This is a genomic window from Alicycliphilus sp. T452, assembly GCF_054512775.1.
In genome coordinates this window covers 161,537-177,869 of sequence record NZ_JBTNEH010000009.1, presented here as the reverse complement: position 1 = coordinate 177,869, position 16,333 = coordinate 161,537, and the positions used below count along the sequence as shown (strand labels likewise).

18 protein-coding genes and 1 tRNA gene are annotated in these 16,333 nt (G+C 69.1%); 12 read left to right on the top strand and 7 right to left on the bottom strand.

Features of this window, described 5'->3' with window-relative positions; all coding sequences use genetic code 11:
* Positions 1-96 precede the first annotated feature (96 nt).
* From ACX12L_RS10695 to ACX12L_RS10685, 3 genes are all read right to left on the bottom strand, one after another.
* Positions 97-543, bottom strand: coding sequence for a DUF6538 domain-containing protein (locus ACX12L_RS10695; protein ID WP_459262524.1), 447 nt, complete (start codon positions 541-543; stop codon positions 97-99).
* A 37-nt stretch (positions 544-580) separates the two neighbouring features.
* Positions 581-665, bottom strand: a tRNA-Ser gene (locus ACX12L_RS10690).
* A 37-nt stretch (positions 666-702) separates the two neighbouring features.
* Positions 703-1,074: an Mth938-like domain-containing protein gene (locus ACX12L_RS10685; RefSeq protein WP_201396004.1), complete on the bottom strand. Its 372-nt coding sequence runs from the start codon at positions 1,072-1,074 to the stop codon at positions 703-705.
* A gap of 101 nt (positions 1,075-1,175) precedes the next feature.
* On the opposite strand from ACX12L_RS10685, the gene ACX12L_RS10680 reads away from it, so the two are divergent.
* From ACX12L_RS10680 to moaD, 6 genes are all read left to right on the top strand, one after another.
* On the top strand, positions 1,176-2,408 hold the full coding sequence (locus ACX12L_RS10680) for a pyridoxal phosphate-dependent aminotransferase (RefSeq protein WP_459262523.1): 1,233 nt from the start codon (positions 1,176-1,178) through the stop codon (positions 2,406-2,408).
* A gap of 71 nt (positions 2,409-2,479) precedes the next feature.
* Positions 2,480-3,622 carry a homoserine dehydrogenase gene (locus tag ACX12L_RS10675; protein WP_459262522.1) on the top strand — a complete coding sequence of 381 codons (1,143 nt, stop codon included), beginning with the start codon at positions 2,480-2,482 and terminating at the stop codon, positions 3,620-3,622.
* 13 nt (positions 3,623-3,635) lie between these two features.
* Positions 3,636-5,147: a threonine synthase gene (locus ACX12L_RS10670; protein WP_459262521.1), complete on the top strand. Its 1,512-nt coding sequence runs from the start codon at positions 3,636-3,638 to the stop codon at positions 5,145-5,147.
* Positions 5,148-5,199: 52 nt separating this feature from the next.
* Positions 5,200-5,772, top strand: a complete 573-nt coding sequence (mobB, locus tag ACX12L_RS10665; RefSeq protein ID WP_459262520.1) for a molybdopterin-guanine dinucleotide biosynthesis protein B — start codon at positions 5,200-5,202, stop codon at positions 5,770-5,772.
* Positions 5,769-7,016, top strand: coding sequence for a molybdopterin molybdotransferase MoeA (locus ACX12L_RS10660; RefSeq protein ID WP_459262519.1), 1,248 nt, complete (start codon positions 5,769-5,771; stop codon positions 7,014-7,016). The genes mobB and ACX12L_RS10660 overlap by 4 nt, the downstream gene beginning before the upstream one ends.
* Positions 7,013-7,273, top strand: a complete 261-nt coding sequence (moaD, locus tag ACX12L_RS10655) for a molybdopterin converting factor subunit 1 (RefSeq protein WP_459262518.1) — start codon at positions 7,013-7,015, stop codon at positions 7,271-7,273. The genes ACX12L_RS10660 and moaD overlap by 4 nt, the downstream gene beginning before the upstream one ends.
* On the opposite strand, the gene dapA is transcribed toward moaD, so the two are convergent.
* The 4 genes from dapA to ACX12L_RS10635 form a co-directional block, all read right to left on the bottom strand.
* Entirely contained in the window at positions 7,260-8,147 is an 888-nt protein-coding gene (gene dapA / locus ACX12L_RS10650; RefSeq protein ID WP_459262517.1) for a 4-hydroxy-tetrahydrodipicolinate synthase, read from the bottom strand. The genes moaD and dapA overlap by 14 nt on opposite strands.
* A 255-nt stretch (positions 8,148-8,402) precedes the next feature.
* Positions 8,403-8,729 carry a hypothetical protein gene (locus ACX12L_RS10645; RefSeq protein WP_459262516.1) on the bottom strand — a complete coding sequence of 109 codons (327 nt, stop codon included), beginning with the start codon at positions 8,727-8,729 and terminating at the stop codon, positions 8,403-8,405.
* A gap of 82 nt (positions 8,730-8,811) precedes the next feature.
* Positions 8,812-8,955: a DUF3149 domain-containing protein gene (locus tag ACX12L_RS10640; RefSeq protein ID WP_459262515.1), complete on the bottom strand. Its 144-nt coding sequence runs from the start codon at positions 8,953-8,955 to the stop codon at positions 8,812-8,814.
* A gap of 131 nt (positions 8,956-9,086) precedes the next feature.
* On the bottom strand, positions 9,087-9,341 hold the full coding sequence (locus ACX12L_RS10635) for a hypothetical protein (protein ID WP_459262514.1): 255 nt from the start codon (positions 9,339-9,341) through the stop codon (positions 9,087-9,089).
* Positions 9,342-9,399: 58 nt separating this feature from the next.
* On the opposite strand from ACX12L_RS10635, the gene moaE reads away from it, so the two are divergent.
* The 6 genes from moaE to ACX12L_RS10605 all read left to right on the top strand — a co-directional run bounded on the left by moaE (position 9,400) and on the right by ACX12L_RS10605 (position 16,285).
* The gene (gene moaE / locus ACX12L_RS10630; RefSeq protein WP_459262513.1) at positions 9,400-9,876 is read left to right on the top strand and encodes a molybdopterin synthase catalytic subunit MoaE; all 477 of its coding nucleotides are present in this window, start codon (positions 9,400-9,402) and stop codon (positions 9,874-9,876) included.
* Between the two features lie 67 nt (positions 9,877-9,943).
* Positions 9,944-12,547: an ATP-dependent chaperone ClpB gene (gene clpB / locus ACX12L_RS10625; RefSeq protein WP_459262512.1), complete on the top strand. Its 2,604-nt coding sequence runs from the start codon at positions 9,944-9,946 to the stop codon at positions 12,545-12,547.
* A 63-nt stretch (positions 12,548-12,610) separates the two neighbouring features.
* Complete coding sequence (locus tag ACX12L_RS10620) at positions 12,611-12,925, top strand: hypothetical protein (RefSeq protein WP_459262511.1); 315 nt, start codon at positions 12,611-12,613, stop codon at positions 12,923-12,925.
* A 113-nt stretch (positions 12,926-13,038) separates the two neighbouring features.
* Positions 13,039-14,475 (top strand): coniferyl aldehyde dehydrogenase, encoded by a 1,437-nt coding sequence (locus ACX12L_RS10615; protein WP_459262510.1) that lies wholly within the window; start codon positions 13,039-13,041, stop codon positions 14,473-14,475.
* A 123-nt stretch (positions 14,476-14,598) separates the two neighbouring features.
* Positions 14,599-15,120 carry a GNAT family N-acetyltransferase gene (locus ACX12L_RS10610; RefSeq protein ID WP_459262509.1) on the top strand — a complete coding sequence of 174 codons (522 nt, stop codon included), beginning with the start codon at positions 14,599-14,601 and terminating at the stop codon, positions 15,118-15,120.
* 25 nt (positions 15,121-15,145) lie between these two features.
* Positions 15,146-16,285 (top strand): methyltransferase, encoded by a 1,140-nt coding sequence (locus ACX12L_RS10605; protein WP_459262508.1) that lies wholly within the window; start codon positions 15,146-15,148, stop codon positions 16,283-16,285.
* Positions 16,286-16,333 lie beyond the last annotated feature (48 nt).

Here is a 16,333-nt window from a genome sequence, read left to right as displayed (position 1 = left end):
TCAGAAAGGAGATCGAAAAGCAGCAGACCCGATAGACTTATCCACAACCGAGTAGCCAGAACATCCATCAACCCAGTGGCTCAGTATTCGACGTGATCACTGGCTCAGTTGTGCTGATGAATCAACAGCCAGGGCTTCGTCACTCAGACCCTCGCCGTTGAATCTGGCTTGGTCGTCGAGATGCATCCACTGATAGAGCCGACGGGCGCAGATGTTCTCTATAAGGCTGGAGGTCAAGACGCTGGCCGTGGGCTCTTGTGACGGATTTGTCTCCGCAGCCAAGCGATCCCACTTGGCGCGCTGTTCTGCGATGAGCTGCGCTGCAATAGTTTTTGCGCGCTTGAGGTCGGCGGTGCCTGTGGACTTCTTGAATTCCTGCTTTCCAGCAGGCAGGTGCGCGATGCTCTTGGGAGGCACGAGCCGAACGTACCAGTTGAGGCTGCGGCCATCTGTGCGGCGGCGGAGATGTTGAGGCACTTCGCGTTGATTCCGAGTGGCACACATGAATGGCACACCTACCGTTTCTAAGTCCTTGATGTTCAAGGAATTATCGGCGAATCAACAACTTACTGAAGCTCGGGAACGAATGTGAGATTCGAACTCACGGACGGTTGCCCGTCGGCAGTTTTCAAGACTGCTGGTTTAAACCACTCACCCAAGTCTCCGGGCAGGCCAGCCATTCTAAGCGGCCCAGAACAGGCCCTATGCCTCCAGCAGCAGGGCCGCGATGACGTTGCGCCCTTCGCCGGCCAGGATGTTGTAGGTGCGGCAGGCAGCCAGCGTGTCCATGGTTTCCAGGCCGATGCGCCGCGCCATCAGCGGCTGCAGCCAGGCCGGCGGCGGGAAGCGGTTGCGCGTGCCGCTGCCGAAGATCACGACCTCGGCGTCCAGCTCGGCCAGTTGGGCGAAATGCGCGGGCGCCAGGTCCTCGAAGCGGGCGCAGTCCCAGGCGATGCGCTGGCCGCGCGAGCCCACGATGACGCTGTGCGCGATTCTGTCGGCGTCCACGTTGATCCAGCCCGGCCCGTAGGCGGTGATGGTCTGTACGTCGAAGCGGTCTGGCTGGAATTTCATGGGCGCCGTGCAATGGGGGCCGGGCGGCGGCCCCGGCCTGCGGGTGGGGAACTGTGGTCAAATTATAGGTTTCCCCTATTTCCATACCCCAGGCCCGCGCAATGAAGCCGATCCACAAGTCCGCCAAGCTCAACAACGTTCTCTACGATGTCCGGGGCCCGATCGTGGATGCGGCCAAGCAGATGGAGGACGAGGGCCAGAAGATCATCAAGCTGAACATCGGCAACATGGCGCCGTTCGGGTTCGACGCGCCCGAGGAGATCCAGCAGGACATGATCCGCAACCTGCCGGCCTCGGCGGGCTATTCCGACAGCAAGGGCATCTTCGCCGCGCGCAAGGCGGTGATGCACTACACGCAGCAGCTGGGCATCGAGGGCGTGACGCTCGACGACATCTACCTGGGCAACGGCGCGAGCGAGCTGATCGTGATGGCGACCAATGCGCTGCTCGACGACGGCGACGAACTGCTCGTGCCCATGCCCGACTATCCGCTGTGGACGGCGGCCACCTCGCTCTCGGGCGGCACGCCGGTGCACTACCGCTGCGACGAGGGCGCGGGCTGGCTGCCGGACCTGGACGACATGCGCGCCAAGATCACCCCGCGCACGCGCGGCATCGTGGTCATCAACCCGAACAACCCGACCGGCGTGCTCTACCCCGAGTCGCTGCTCAAGGGCATCATCGAGATCGCGCGCGAGCACGGCCTGGTGCTGATGGTGGACGAGGTGTACGACAAGGTGCTGTACGACGGCGTGAGGTTCACCTCGATGGCCAGCCTGTCCACGGACGTGCTCACTCTGACCTTCAACTCGCTGTCCAAGGCCTACCGTTCCTGCGGCTACCGCGCGGGCTGGATGGTGGTCTCCGGCCCCAAGCAGGACGCCCGCGACTACATCGAGGGGCTGAACATGCTGGCCAACCTCAAGCTCGGCTCCAACGTGCCGGGCCAGTGGGCGATCCAGACGGCGCTGGGCGGCTACCAGAGCATCAACGACCTGGTCAGGGAAGGCGGGCGCCTGCGCCGCCAGCGCGACCTGGCCTACGAGCTCATCACCCAGATTCCCGGCGTCACCTGCGTCAAGCCGCAGGCGGCGCTGTACATGTTCCCGCGCCTGGACCCGGCCATGTACCCCATCGCCGACGACCGCCAGTTCTTCATGGAGGTGCTGCGCGCCACGCGCGTGATGCTGGTGCAGGGCTCGGGCTTCAACTACCCGGACAACCAGCATTTCCGCATCGTGTTCCTGCCGCACGAGGACGACCTGCGCGAGGCCATCGACCGCCTGGCGGGCTTCCTGGCCGCCTACCGGCAGCGCCATGCGAAAGCGGTATGAGACTATTTTTTTGATAGCTGCTGGCGCTTGCTGAATAAGCGCTACAGCCACTTTTGACTGGTAAAACCGATATGAAACCCATCCAAGTTGGCCTGCTCGGCATCGGCACCGTGGGCAGCGGCGTGTTCAACGTGCTGCAGCGCAACCAGGAGGAGATCCGCCGCCGCGCGGGCCGCGGCATCGAGATTGCCATGGTGGCCGACCTGGACACGGCGCGCGCCCGCTCCATCGTGGGCGAGCAGGCCCGCGTGGTGGTGGCCTACGAGGCGGCGGTGGCCGGCGGCATTCCCATCATCAAGGCGCTGCGCGAGGGCCTGTCGGCCAACCAGATCCAGTGGGTGGCCGGCATCATCAACGGCACGACCAACTTCATCCTGTCGGAGATGCGCGACAAGGGCCTGGACTTCGACGTGGTGCTCAAGGAGGCCCAGCGCCTGGGCTACGCCGAGGCCGACCCGACCTTCGACATCGAGGGCGTGGACGCCGCGCACAAGGCCACCATCATGAGCGCCATCGCCTTCGGCATCCCGGTGCAGTTCGACAAGGCCCACGTGGAGGGCATCACCAAGCTGTCCGCCGCGGACATCAAGTACGCCGAGCAGCTGGGCTACCGCATCAAGCTGCTGGGTATCACCAAGCGCACGGACAAGGGCGTGGAGCTGCGCGTGCACCCGTCCCTGGTGCCGGCCAAGCGCCTGATCGCCAACGTGGAGGGCGCCATGAACGCCGTGGTGGTGCATGGCGACGCCGTGGGCACCACGCTGTACTACGGCAAGGGTGCGGGCTCCGAGCCCACGGCCAGCGCCGTGATCGCCGACCTGGTGGACATCACGCGCCTGATCGAGGCCGACCCCGCGCACCGCGTGCCGCCGCTGGCCTTCCAGAGCCACACGCTGCCCGCGGCCGGCCAGGACCTGCCCGTGCTGCCCATGGCCGAGGTGGTCACCAGCTACTACCTGCGCATCCGCGTGGCCGACCAGGCCGGCGTGCTCGCCAGGATCACCGGCATCGTGGCCGACGCCGGCATCAGCATCGACGCCGTGCTGCAGCGCGAGGCCGACGAGGTGGGCGGCGAGGGCTCGACCCAGACCGACCTCATCATCCTCACCCACGACACGCGCGAAGGCGACATGGACGCCGCGCTGGCCCGCATCCAGGCCCTGCCCACGGTGCTGGCGCCGATCACGCGCATCCGCAAGGAAGAGCTGAGCTGAAGGGGGCGCGACCATGCTGTACCTGTCCACGCGCGGCCACCCGGACCGCAAGCATTTCTGCGACATCCTGCTCGAAGGCCTGGCGCCCGACGGCGGCCTGTACCTGCCCGAGCGCTATCCGCGCGTGGGCGACGCGCAGCTCGCCGAGCTGCGCGAGGTCTATCACAAGCAAGGCTACGCGGAGCTGGCCTTCCGCATCCTCTCGCTCTACATCGACGACATCCCCGCCGCCGACCTCAGGCGCCTGTGCGAGAAAACCTACACCGCCGAAGTCTTCGGCACGGGCGAAATCGTGCCGCTGCGCCATCTGGAGGACGGCCTGTGGATCGAGGCCCTGTCCAACGGCCCCACGCTGGCCTTCAAGGACATGGCCATGCAGCTGCTGGGCAACCTGTTCGAGTACGAGCTGGCCCGCCGCGGCGAGCAGCTCAACATCCTGGGGGCGACTTCCGGCGACACCGGCAGCGCGGCCGAGTACGCCATGCGCGGCAAGCACGGCGTGCGCGTGTTCATGACCAGCCCGCATGGCCGCATGAGCCCCTTCCAGCAGGCGCAGATGTTCAGCCTGCAGGACGCGAACATCCACAACCTGGCCATCGAGGGCGTGTTCGACGACTGCCAGGACATCGTCAAGGCGGTGAGCAACGACCACGCCTTCAAGGCCCGGTACAAGATCGGCACCGTCAACTCCATCAACTGGGCGCGCCTGCTGGCCCAGGTGGTGTACTACTTCGCCGGCTACATCCAGGCCACGGAACAGACCCCCACGCTCCCCGCTGCGCGTGGTTCGCTGCCCCCCGAGGGGGCTGGTTCGCCTTGGGGCGGCCCTGCGGCGAACCGCAACGCGCAGAAGGTCAGCTTCACCGTGCCCAGCGGCAACTTCGGCAACATCTGCGCCGGCCACGTGGCGCGCCAGATGGGCCTGCCCATCGACCGCCTGGTCGTCGCCACGAACGAGAACGACGTGCTCGACGAGTTCTTCCGCACCGGCGCCTACCGCGTGCGCGGCGCGGCCGACACGCACGAGACCAGCAGCCCCAGCATGGACATCAGCAAGGCCAGCAACTTCGAGCGCTTCGTGTTCGACCTGGTCGGCCGCGACGGTGCACGCACGCGCCAGCTGTTCGCCGAAGGCGTGGCCCGGCAGGGCTTCTTCGACCTGGGGGCGGACCCGGTGTTCCAGGACGCCCGCGCCAGGTACGGCTTCGAGAGCGGCAAGAGCACCCACGCCGACCGCCTGGCCACCATCCGCGACACCTACGAGCGCTTTGGCCAGATCATCGATACCCACACGGCCGATGGCGTGAAAGTGGCGCGTGCGCTGCGCGGCGACCCCGCCGTGCCCATGATCGTGCTGGAGACGGCCCTGCCCATCAAGTTCGCCGAAACCATCCAGGAAGCCCTGGGCCGCGCGCCCGAGCGCCCGGCGAAGTTCGAGGGCATAGAGCAGCTGCCCAAGCGCGTGCAGGTGCTGCCGGCCGACGCAGAGCGGGTCAAGGCCTACATCGCGGCCCATTGCGATTGATGGCCGAAATAGCCTCCAGCGCTTGTCTGGCAAGCGCTGGAAGCTATCAAAAATGATATCAAGGAGCGGCGAGATGAAGGTGGTTGGCTTTGCCGGCTATTCGGGCAGCGGCAAGACCACGCTGGTGGAACGGCTGATCCCCGAGCTGCGCCTGCACGGCCTGCGCGTGTCGGTGGTCAAGCATGCGCACCACAAGTTCGACATCGACCATGTGGGCAAGGACAGTTGGCGCCACCGCGAGGCCGGCGCCTACGAGGTGGCCGTGGCCTCCGACCGCCGCATGGCGCTGATGCGCGAATTCGAGCAGGCGCGCGCGCCTGGGGTGCACGAGCTGCTGGCCGAGCTGGACCCGCGCGCGGACTGGGTGCTGGTGGAAGGCTTCAAGCACAGCGACCTGCCCAAGGTCGAGATCTGGCGCGCGCCCTCGCCCGAATACCACGAGCGCCCCGCGCTCTATCCGCACGACCCCTGCATCGTCGCCGTGGCCACCGACGCCCCCGCGCTGCCCGCGCCCACGGCGCTGCCGGTGCTCGACGTGCGCGACCCCCACGCCGTGGCGCAGTGGCTGCTGGCGCAGGGCGCGCGCTTCGACTATGTGCCCCAACGGGCGGAGGCTTGCGAATGACAACCCAGGCGAAATCCCAGGCGCGCGCGCCCCTCAAACCCCTCGATGAAGCCCTGGCCGATCTGCTGGCCCAGGCCGCGCCGCTGGCGGGCACCGACACCGTCGGCACTTTCGACGCCGACGGCCGCGTGCTCGCCCAGCCGGCCGTCTCGCCGCTGCAGGTGCCGCCGCAGGACAACAGCTCCATGGACGGCTACGCCGTGCGCCGCGCCGACGTGACGGCCGCGGGCGTGGAGCTGCCCGTGGCCCAGCGCATCGCCGCGGGCGGCTGTGGCACGCCGCTCGCGGCCGGCACGGCCGCGCGCATCTTCACGGGCGCGCCCGTGCCCGCGGGGGCTGACGCCATCGTCATGCAGGAAGACTGCGAGGCCCTGGATGGAGGCGCGCGCGTGCGCGTGAACGCCGTGCCCGCAGCCGGGCAGTGGATACGCCGCGCGGGCGAGGACATCGCCCTGGGCGCCCAGGTGCTGGCCGCCGGCACGCGCCTGACCCCCGCCGAACTGGGCCTGGCCGCCAGCATCGGGCTGGCCAGCCTGCAGGTGGCGCGCAGGCCGCGCGTGGCGCTTTTTTCCACGGGCGACGAACTCGTCATGCCCGGCGAGGTGCCGCCCGCGCAGATGAAGCCCGGCGCCATCTACAACAGCAACCGCTTCTTCCTGCGCGCCATGCTGCTGCGCCTGGGCTGCGAGGTGACGGATCTCGGGATCGTGCCCGACCGGCGCGAGGCCACCGTGGCCGCGCTGCGCGAGGCCGCGCAAGGGAATGACCTGATCCTGACCAGCGGCGGCGTCTCCGTGGGCGAGGAAGACCACATCAAGCCCGCGGTGGAGAGCCTGGGCCGGCTCGATCTGTGGCAGATCGCCATGAAGCCGGGCAAGCCCTTCGCCTACGGCCGCATCGGCGGCGCGCACTTCATGGGCCTGCCGGGCAACCCGGTGTCCAGCTTCGTCACCTTCGGCCTGCTGGTGCGGCCCTTCCTGCTGCGCCTGCAGGGCGTGCGCGACGTGGCGCCCAAGGCAATCGCTGCCAGCGCCGGATTCGACTGGCCCAGGGCCGACAAGCGCCGTGAATTCCTGCGCGTGCGCCATGCGGCGGACGGCACGCTGGAGCTGTTCGCCAACCAGAGCTCGGGCGTGCTCACCTCGGCCGCCTGGGCCGACGGCGTGGTGGACAACCCCGCGGGCCAGACCATCGCGCGCGGCGACCGCGTGCGCTTCCTGCCGTTCACGGAGCTGCTGTCATGACCCGCAAGACCATCCAGGTGCGGTATTTCGCCTCCATCCGCGAGGCCGTGGGAGCGGGCCACGAGACGCTGCAGACCGGCGCCGACACCCTGGGCGCGCTGCGCGACGAACTCATCGCGCGCGGCGAGCCCTGGGCCGCCTGCCTTGCGCGCGGGCGCGCCGTGCGCATGGCCCTGAACCAGGTCATGGCCCAGGACACCGCGCCGCTGGCCGATGGCGCCGAGGCGGCATTCTTCCCGCCCGTCACCGGGGGCTGAGCTCCAGGGCCCGCAGCCGGGCCTCCATGGCGGGCGAGGCTCCCGTCATCGGCGCGCGCAGTTCGTTGCGCATCCAGCCTTCCCGCGCCAACAGGGCCTTGAGCGGCGCGGGGTTGGGTTCGGCGAAGCAGGCCTCTATCCAGGGTTGCAGCGCCTGCCACACGCGGCGGGCTCCGGGCAGGTCACCCGTGCGCAGCAACTCCAGCAGCTCGACGAAACGCGGCGTCTGCCAGTGCGCGCTGGCCGCGATGGCGCCCGTACCGCCCAGCGCCAGCGTGGTGAACATCTGCGCGTCTTCGCCCGCCAGCACGGCTAGGCGGCCATCGGCGATCAAGGCCTGTGTCTTGGCCGTATCGCCGCCGCAGTCCTTGACGGCCCGGATGCGCGGGTGCGCGGCCAGCGCCAGCAGCGTGCCGGTGGCCAGGGTGGCGCCCGTACGGTAGGGAATGTCGTAGACGATCAGCGGTGCGGCGCTGGCGTCCGCGATGGCGTTGAACCAGTGCAGAAGGCCTTCCTGCGAGGGGCGGATGTAGTGCGGCGCGGGCACCAGCAGCCCGGCCAGCGGATAGCGCGCCAGGGCCCGCACAAACGCCAGCACCTGCCCCAGGTGGTAGCCCGACAGCCCCATCGCCACGGGCAGGCCCTGGGCGGCTTGGAGCACAGTCTCCAGCACCGCCGATTGTTCGTCCTTGTCGAGCGCGGCGGCCTCGCCGGTGGAGCCGCAGGCGACGAACCCGGCAGCACCCTGCGCGCGCAGGCGGGCCGCGAGGGCGGCCAGGGCCGGGTGGTCCACGGCGCCGTCCTTGAACGGCGTGACCAGGGGAATCCAGAGCCCGGAGAACACGGGCGTGGTGGTTGATGATGATGACGGCATGCGGAGCATCCTTTCAGGGTTCGACCAGTGGAAGAACCGCCACGGGGCGCGCGCGGAATGCCGGGAATCGAGAAAAAGAGGGAGGGAGTTTCTCTGCCAGGGGGTTCCGTCGCTCATCCGGACGGAACCGCAGCTCCGGTCAGATGAGCTGGGGTTTTGGGGCTTTGGCCACGCACTGCAAAGCCGCCGCAGGTGCGGGAGGCGTTGCGATGAGGCTGTGCGCGGACATGGCGCGCAGTATAGCGGGCCGATGCGTCAGCCGGCGTGCGGGGCGGCCAGCAGGGGGCACTGCCACGCCAGCAGCTCGGCCAGGCGCAGCGTGATCCAGCGCGCCTCCTGCGGGTTCACGCCCGCGCCTGGCGCGGCCAGCCCCGCGTGGATGCCCAGCAGCACGCCTTCCTCCGACCGGGCACCGCCGTGGTAGAGCTGCTGCGCCTGCTCCACCAGGTGGCAGGCCAGGTCCTCGCACAGCTCGTAGCGCGCGCAGACCTCGCCCGCTGGCGCCAGCAGGCGCTGCCGCGCGTCGCTGTACAGCGCGATGAAGGAAGGAGGGACCAGGATCTGGTTGTCGCCGTCGTGCATGGCCGGCATTGTCAGGCAGCGGGGGCAAAACAAAGGCGCCGCTCCTGGCGGAGGCGGCGCCTTCAGCCTTGGGCGAGGGCTCTCAGGACTGCTTGTCGCCGGCCTTGGGCGCGTCGTTGCGCGTGAACAGCCAGACGAAGAACCCCAGCATGCACAGCATGAAGCCGATGCCGACGGCGCTGAACAGGCCCACGTCGGTCGTGAAGAGTTGCTTGAGCAGTTGCATGGCGCATTTCCTCCGTTGTTGACTGTTGCGTGTCATTGCAGCGCAGCCGGGCCTTGGCCCCTTTGAGGAAGGTCAACAATCGGGGTATACCCTAGTTTTTCCGTCGGGTATGGGCGGGGAGAGAGGGGCTTTCAGTCCGGCACGAACAGGCGCTCGAAGCGCTGCTGATCGCCCTCGAGCTCGAAGGTCACGAGCTGGCCCATCTTGCCGTCGGCCCGGCGGTGGGCGGCGAACAGGCTGCACCGGCCCGCCAGCCCGAAGCTCGGCAGGTCGATCAGCGCATAGGGCTGGGGCACGAAGGTCTGGAACTCGAACACCACGCGGTGCGTGTTGCGCGGCGAGGGGTAGAGCGTGTAGTCGGCGGTGGTGATGGTCTGCAGGGCCATGGCGGGCGGGGAGCGTTAAAGTGCCGGGCAATGCCGCCATTTTGCAATGCCTGACCCCATGACCCGCGTTTCCATCCAGACCCAGGATTTCGATGTCTCCGCCGAGCTGGCGGCGCTGCGTGCCCGGGACGCGCGCGTGGGCGCCGTGTGCTGCTTCGTGGGCACGGTGCGTGACCGCAACGATGGCGACGCCGTCGCCACGATGGAGCTGGAGCATTACCCCGGCATGACGGAAAAGTCCATCGAGGCCATGATCGACGAGGCCTTCGCGCGCTTCGACCTGTACGGCGTGCGCGTGATCCACCGCGTGGGGCTGCTGGCGCCGCTCGACCAGATCGTGCTCGTGGCCGTGACCTCGGCGCACCGCGGCGAGAGCTTCCAGGCCTGCGAGTTCCTCATGGACTACCTCAAGACCCAGGCGCCGTTCTGGAAGAAGGAAGCCACGCCGCAGGGCGCGCGCTGGGTCGATGCGCGCGTGAGCGACGACGCGGCGCTGGCGCGCTGGGGCATCGCGGCGCCGCCCCAGACAGGCTGAATTTATCGCGCCATGGCTTGAAATCAGGGCGCTGCAGCCTTAGCTAGCGACAAGTTGGAGGTCTTACATGCGTCTTGACAAACTCACCACGAAATTCCAGGAAGCCCTGTCCGACGCCCAGTCGCTCGCGCTGGGCCATGACAATGCCTATATCGAGCCCGTGCACCTGCTGGCCGCCATGCTGCGCCAGGAGGACGGCCCGCGCGCGCTGCTCGAGCGTGCCGGCGCCAACGTGCCCGGCCTGCTGAAGGCGGCCGAGGCCGCCGTCAAGCGCCTGCCCCAGGTGCAGGGCCATGACCAGGTGCAGGCCAGCCCCGAGCTGGGCCGCGTGCTGCAGGCGACCGAGAAGGAGGCCATCCAGCGCGGCGACCAGTTCATCGCGAGCGAGCTGTTCCTGCTGGCCCTCGTGGACAGCAAGGGCGAGGCAGCGCAGATCGCCAAGGACAACGGCCTCACGCGCAAGAGCCTGGAGTCCGCCATCGACGCGGTGCGCGGCGGCCAGAAGGTGGACAGCGCCGAGGCCGAGGGCCAGCGCGAGGCCCTGAAGAAATACTGCCTGGACCTGACCGAGCGCGCGCGCATGGGCAAGCTCGACCCCGTGATCGGGCGCGACGACGAGATCCGCCGCGCCATCCAGGTGCTGCAGCGGCGCAGCAAGAACAACCCCGTGCTGATCGGCGAGCCCGGCGTGGGCAAGACCGCCATCGTGGAGGGCTTGGCCCAGCGCATCGTCGCGGGCGAGGTGCCCGAGACGCTCAAGAACAAGCGCGTGCTGGTGCTGGACATGGCGGGCCTGCTGGCCGGCGCCAAGTACCGCGGCGAGTTCGAGGAGCGCCTGAAGTCCGTGCTCAAGGAAGTGGCGCAGGACGAGGGCCGCATCATCCTGTTCATCGACGAGATCCACACCATGGTCGGCGCCGGCAAGGCCGAGGGCGCGATCGACGCGGGCAACATGCTCAAGCCCGCCCTCGCGCGCGGCGAGCTGCACTGCATCGGCGCGACCACGCTGGACGAATACCGCAAGTACATCGAGAAGGACGCGGCGCTGGAGCGGCGCTTCCAGAAGGTGCTGGTCGAGGAGCCCTCGGTGGAGGACACCATCGCCATCCTGCGCGGCCTGCAGGTGCGCTACGAGGCGCACCATGGCGTGGACATCACCGACCCGGCCATCGTCGCCGCGGCGGAACTCTCCCACCGCTACATCACCGACCGCTTCCTGCCCGACAAGGCCATCGACCTGATCGACGAGGCGGCTGCGCGCATCAAGATCGAAATCGACTCCAAGCCCGAGGCGCTGGACAAGCTCGAACGCCGCATGATCCAGCTCAAGATCGAGCGCGAGGCGATGAAGAAGGAGACCGACGAGGCCTCGCAGAAGCGCCTGCAGCTCATCGAGGAAGAGCTGGCCAACGCCGAGCGCGAATACGCCGACCTGGAAGAGGTCTGGAAGGCCGAGAAGGCCAGCGCCCAGGGCAGCGAGCAGATCCGCAAGGACATCGACACGATCCGCATCCAGATCGAGGACCTGAAGCGCAAGGGCGACTACAACCGCGTGGCCGAGCTGCAGTACGGCAAGCTGCCCGAGCTGGAGAAGCGCCTGAAGGAGGCGCAGGACAGCGAGGCCGGCGGCGGCGCGCCCAGGCACCAGCTGCTGCGCACCCACGTGGGCGCGGAGGAGATCGCCGAGGTGGTGAGCCGCGCCACCGGCATCCCCGTGGCCAAGATGATGCAGGGCGAGAAGGACAAGCTGCTGCACATGGAGGAAAAGCTGCACGAGCGCGTGGTGGGCCAGGACGAGGCGATCTCCGCCGTGGCCAACGCCATCCGCCGCTCGCGCTCGGGCCTGTCGGACCCCAACCGGCCGCTGGGCAGCTTCCTGTTCCTGGGCCCCACGGGCGTGGGCAAGACCGAGCTGTGCAAGGCGCTGGCGGGCTTCCTGTTCGACAGCGAAGAGCACATGGTGCGCATCGACATGAGCGAGTTCATGGAAAAGCATAGCGTCGCGCGCTTGATTGGCGCGCCTCCGGGCTATGTGGGCTATGAAGAGGGCGGCTATCTGACCGAGGCCGTGCGGCGCAAGCCCTATTCCGTACTGCTCCTGGACGAGGTGGAGAAGGCCCACCCGGACGTGTTCAACGTGCTGCTGCAGGTGCTCGACGACGGGCGCCTGACCGACGGCCAGGGCCGCACCGTGGACTTCAAGAACACGGTGATCGTCATGACCAGCAACATCGGCTCGCCGCTGATCCAGGCCATGGTGGGGCAGGACGCCGAGGACATCAAGGAAGCGGTGTGGGGGGAACTCAAGAGCCATTTCCGACCCGAATTCCTGAACCGCATCGACGAGACGGTGGTGTTCCACGGCCTCGACGCGAAGCACATCGAAGCGATTGCCCGCATTCAGTTGCGGCTGCTGGAGGCGCGGCTTGCGAAGATGGACCTCGCGCTGCAGGTGTCTGCGGCCGCCATGGGCGAGCTGGCCAAGGTGGGGTTCGATCCGGTGTTCGGCGCGCGGCCGCTCAAGCGGGCGATCCAGCAGCGTATCGAGAACCCGCTGTCCAGGCTGCTGCTCGAAGGGCGCTATCCGCCCAAGAGCGTGATTCCGGTGGACGTCGATCCTGTGAAGGATCCAGGGGTATTCCACTTTGGCGAGGCCCGCGCGGCGGGCTGAGCCCTACCATAGGGCATGCGCGGGCCCTGGCCCGCGCGCCCGGATGTCAGAAAGGGGCATGGTTTGAATGAAGTTGTGGCCGGAGTGATCCGGTGGGCGTTGCGTCTGGTGGTCTTTGCCATGGGCGTGGTTCTGTTCCTGAGCCTGGTGGTGGCCGCCGCGGTGCTGGCGCTGGTGTGGGGCGTGCGCGCCCTCTGGGCGCGGCTGACCGGCAGGCCGGCCATGCCGTGGACCATGCGCATGGACCCTCGCACCGGCTGGAGCACCGTCTACCGCAGCACGGCGCGCTGGACGGCACAGGCTTCGTCCGAGCGCCGGCGCGGCGAGGCCGGCGGCGTGCACGACATCACGGACGTGGTGCCGCGCGAGATTCCCTGAAGCCCGGTCGATGGGCCGCCGGCCGCTGCCGGCTGCCCCTTTTCCTTCCATGCACCGCCGCGCGGCCTGCCCAGGCAGGCCCGCGCGGCTTTCTTTTTTTATGATGGGGTGCCATGACGCCTGACGACATCCGCAACCTTTTCGACCTGCAGCACCAGGCCAGCCGCGCCCAGCCCGACGTGCCCCTCATGGTGCGCCGCGAGCGCCTGCTGCGCATGCGCAAGCTGCTCGACGAGCATGGCCCCGCCCTGGCGGCCGCGGTGCAGGCCGACTTCGGCATGCGCTCGCCGCGCCTGACCGAGGTGGCCGACCTGTTCGTGCTGCGCGCCCAGCTCGCGCACACGCTGCGCCACCTCGCGCGCTGGTGCCGGCGCGCCAGGGTGCGCACGCCCCTGTTCCTGCAGCCCGCGCGCGGCTGGATCGAGCGCCAGCCGCTGGGCGTGGTGGGCGTGATCTCGCCCTGGAACTACCCCGTGCAGCTGGCGCTGGCGCCCGCCATCGGCGCGCTGGCGGCGGGCAACCGCGTCATGCTCAAGCCCAGCGAGCTCACGCCCCACACCTCGGCGCAGCTCGCGGCCCTGGTGTCGCAGTTCTTCGCGCCCGACGAGTTCTGCGTGGTGCAGGGCGACGCGGCCACCGCCGCGCTGGTGGCCTCGCTGCCGTTCGACCACCTGGTGTTCACCGGTTCCACCGCCGTGGGCCGCAGGGTGGCGCAGGCGGCGGCGGCCAACCTCACGCCCACCACGCTGGAGCTGGGCGGCAAGTCGCCCGCCATCATCGACGCGGACTGCGACATGGCGGACGCAGCGCTCAAGATCGCCCACGGCAAGCTGCTCAACGCAGGCCAGACCTGCATCGCGCCGGACTACGTGATGCTGCCGCGCGGCAGCGAAGCCGCCTTTGCCGAGGCCTTCCGCGCCGCGGTGGCGCGGCTGTTCCCGTACTTCGAGGGCAACCCGGACTACGCCTCCATCATCAGCCCGCGCCACCTCGCGCGGCTGCGCACCATGCTGCAGCAGGCCCAGACCCTGGGCGCCGAGGTGCATGCCATGCAGCCCGTGCCGGGCTCGCCCCCGCCGCCGCCCCAGGGCATCGGCGACGGCGTGGGCCGGCAGATGGCGCCGGTGCTGGTGTTCGGCGCCACGCCGGGCATGCAGCTCATGCAGGAGGAGATCTTCGGCCCCGTGCTGCCGGTGCTCAGCTACGAGCGGCTCGACGACGCCATCGCCCACATCAACGCCCGCCCGCGCCCGCTGGCGCTGTACTGGTTCGGCCGCAGCGAGGCGGTGCAGGGCGACGTGCTGCGCCGCACCGTGAGCGGCGGCGTGTCGGTGAACGACACGCTGATGCACATCGCGCACGACAACCTGCCCTTCGGCGGCGTGGGCGACAGCGGCTGGGGGGCGTACCACGCCGAGGCCGGCTTCCTGCGCTTTTCCCACCAGAAGCCGGTGCTGGCGCAGTCGCGCTGGTCCCTGGGGCATCTGCTGTATCCGCCCTACGGCGCGCGCTTCGACAGGGTCATGGCGCTGCTGCGGCGCTTGATGTAGGGCGGCGCACGCCACGGGCGGGAGGGCTTGGAAAGGCGGGCTGGAATCGGGGGGGCTAGCGTGCCGGGAGGCATTTGCGCGAGAATCCTGGGTTTTCCCGAAATTCACCCGTTTCCGTTTCCCATGTCCAGTATCCAGGTTCGTCCCGCCACACTTCGCGATGCCAAAGCCATTGCCCAGGTCCACACCATTGCCGCGATGGAAGCTTACCGGGGTCTGCTGCCGGACGATCAATTGAAATCCATGTCTTCGGTCGAGAAGCGCCAGGCCTACTGGCGCGAGGCCATCGAGTATTGCGAGCCCCAGGTCCAGGTGGCCGTGGACGGCGACAAGATCGTCGGCTTCGTCGGCTTCGACCGCTCGCGCGATGAAAAGACCCGCAACACCACGGGCGAGATCTGGGCCATCTACGCCGCCCCCTCGCACTGGAACAAGGGCGTGGGCCTGGCCCTGTGGGACGCCGCGCGCGACGGCCTGCACGAGGAGGGCTGCACCACCGTGACGGCCTGGGTGCCGCTGCGCAACGAGCGCGCCCTGCGCTTTCACGAGATGGCCGGCTTCAAGCGCGAGATGACCACCGCCAAGACCGCCGTGGTCGGCGGCGTGAAGGTGGAAGAGGTGCGCCTCAAGCGCTCCCTCAACTGAAGTCTTTTCCCTGGCGGGCCTGGCGATGATCGAATGGAGCGAGCGGGGCGAGACGCGCCGCGCGCTTTGGCGCTCGGAGAGCGGCGCCGCGGCGCCGCGGCGCGTGCAGCCGGTGGACGACACCGTGGCGGCCGACGCCGCCTACCGCCTGGCCTGCGAGGGCACGGCCCTGCTCTGGCGCGGCGACTTCCAGAACGCGCGCCAGCTGCTGCAGGCATTGACGCGCCGCGCCGACCGCAAGAGCGCGAAGGCCGCGGCCCGGGCGGCGCAGAAAATGGCCGAGGCCGGCCCGGCCGAGCGCTTCCACCTGCACCGCCAGGCGCAGGCGCAGCGCGCGCGCATCCTTGGCGCGCTGCTCATCCCGGTCGAGGGCGACTACTCGATTGCGCTGCGCCGCGCGCCCGACTGGCGCGCCGCCTGCACCGAGGCCTGGGGCCCGGCCAGCGGCGAGGCCAGCGTGGTCGCGCTGCGCGAGCTGCTGGGCGTCGTGGGCGCGCACGAATGGCGCAAGAAGGGGGTGGAAGTCCCCGCGCTGGGCGGCCGCATCCACCCGCACTACGGCGTGTTCTCGCCGGTGCGCGGCGAGTACATCGACCTCGTGGCGCAGGCACCGCTGCCGGGCACGGATCTGGCGTTCGACATCGGCACCGGCACCGGCGTGCTCGCGGCCGTGCTCGCGCGCCGGGGCGTGCGCCGCGTCGTCGCCACCGAGCTGGCGCCGCGCGCCCTGGCCTGCGCGCAGGACAACCTGCGGCGCCTGGGCCTGCAGGACCGGGTCGGGCTGCTGGCCGCCGACCTGTTCCCGCCCGGGCGCGCGCCGCTCGTGGTCTGCAACCCGCCCTGGCTGCCGGCGCGGCCGAGCTCGGCCATAGAGCAGGCCGTGTACGACGAGGGCAGCCGCATGCTCAAGGGCTTCCTGGCCGGGCTGCGCGAGCACCTGGAGCCCGGCGGCGAGGGCTGGCTGGTCCTGTCGGACCTGGCCGAGCACCTGGGTCTGCGCTCGCGCGACGACCTGCTCGGCTGGATCGCCGCGGCCGGCCTGCACGTGCTGGGGCGCCTGGACACGCGCCCGCGCCACGGCAAGGCCCAGGATGCCGGCGACCCCCTGCACGCCGCGCGCGCGGCCGAGGTCACCTCGCTGTGGCGGCTGGGTGCCGCTGCGTAGTTTGCTATTTAATAAATAGCTTCTGGCGCTTGATGGTAAAGCGCTAGA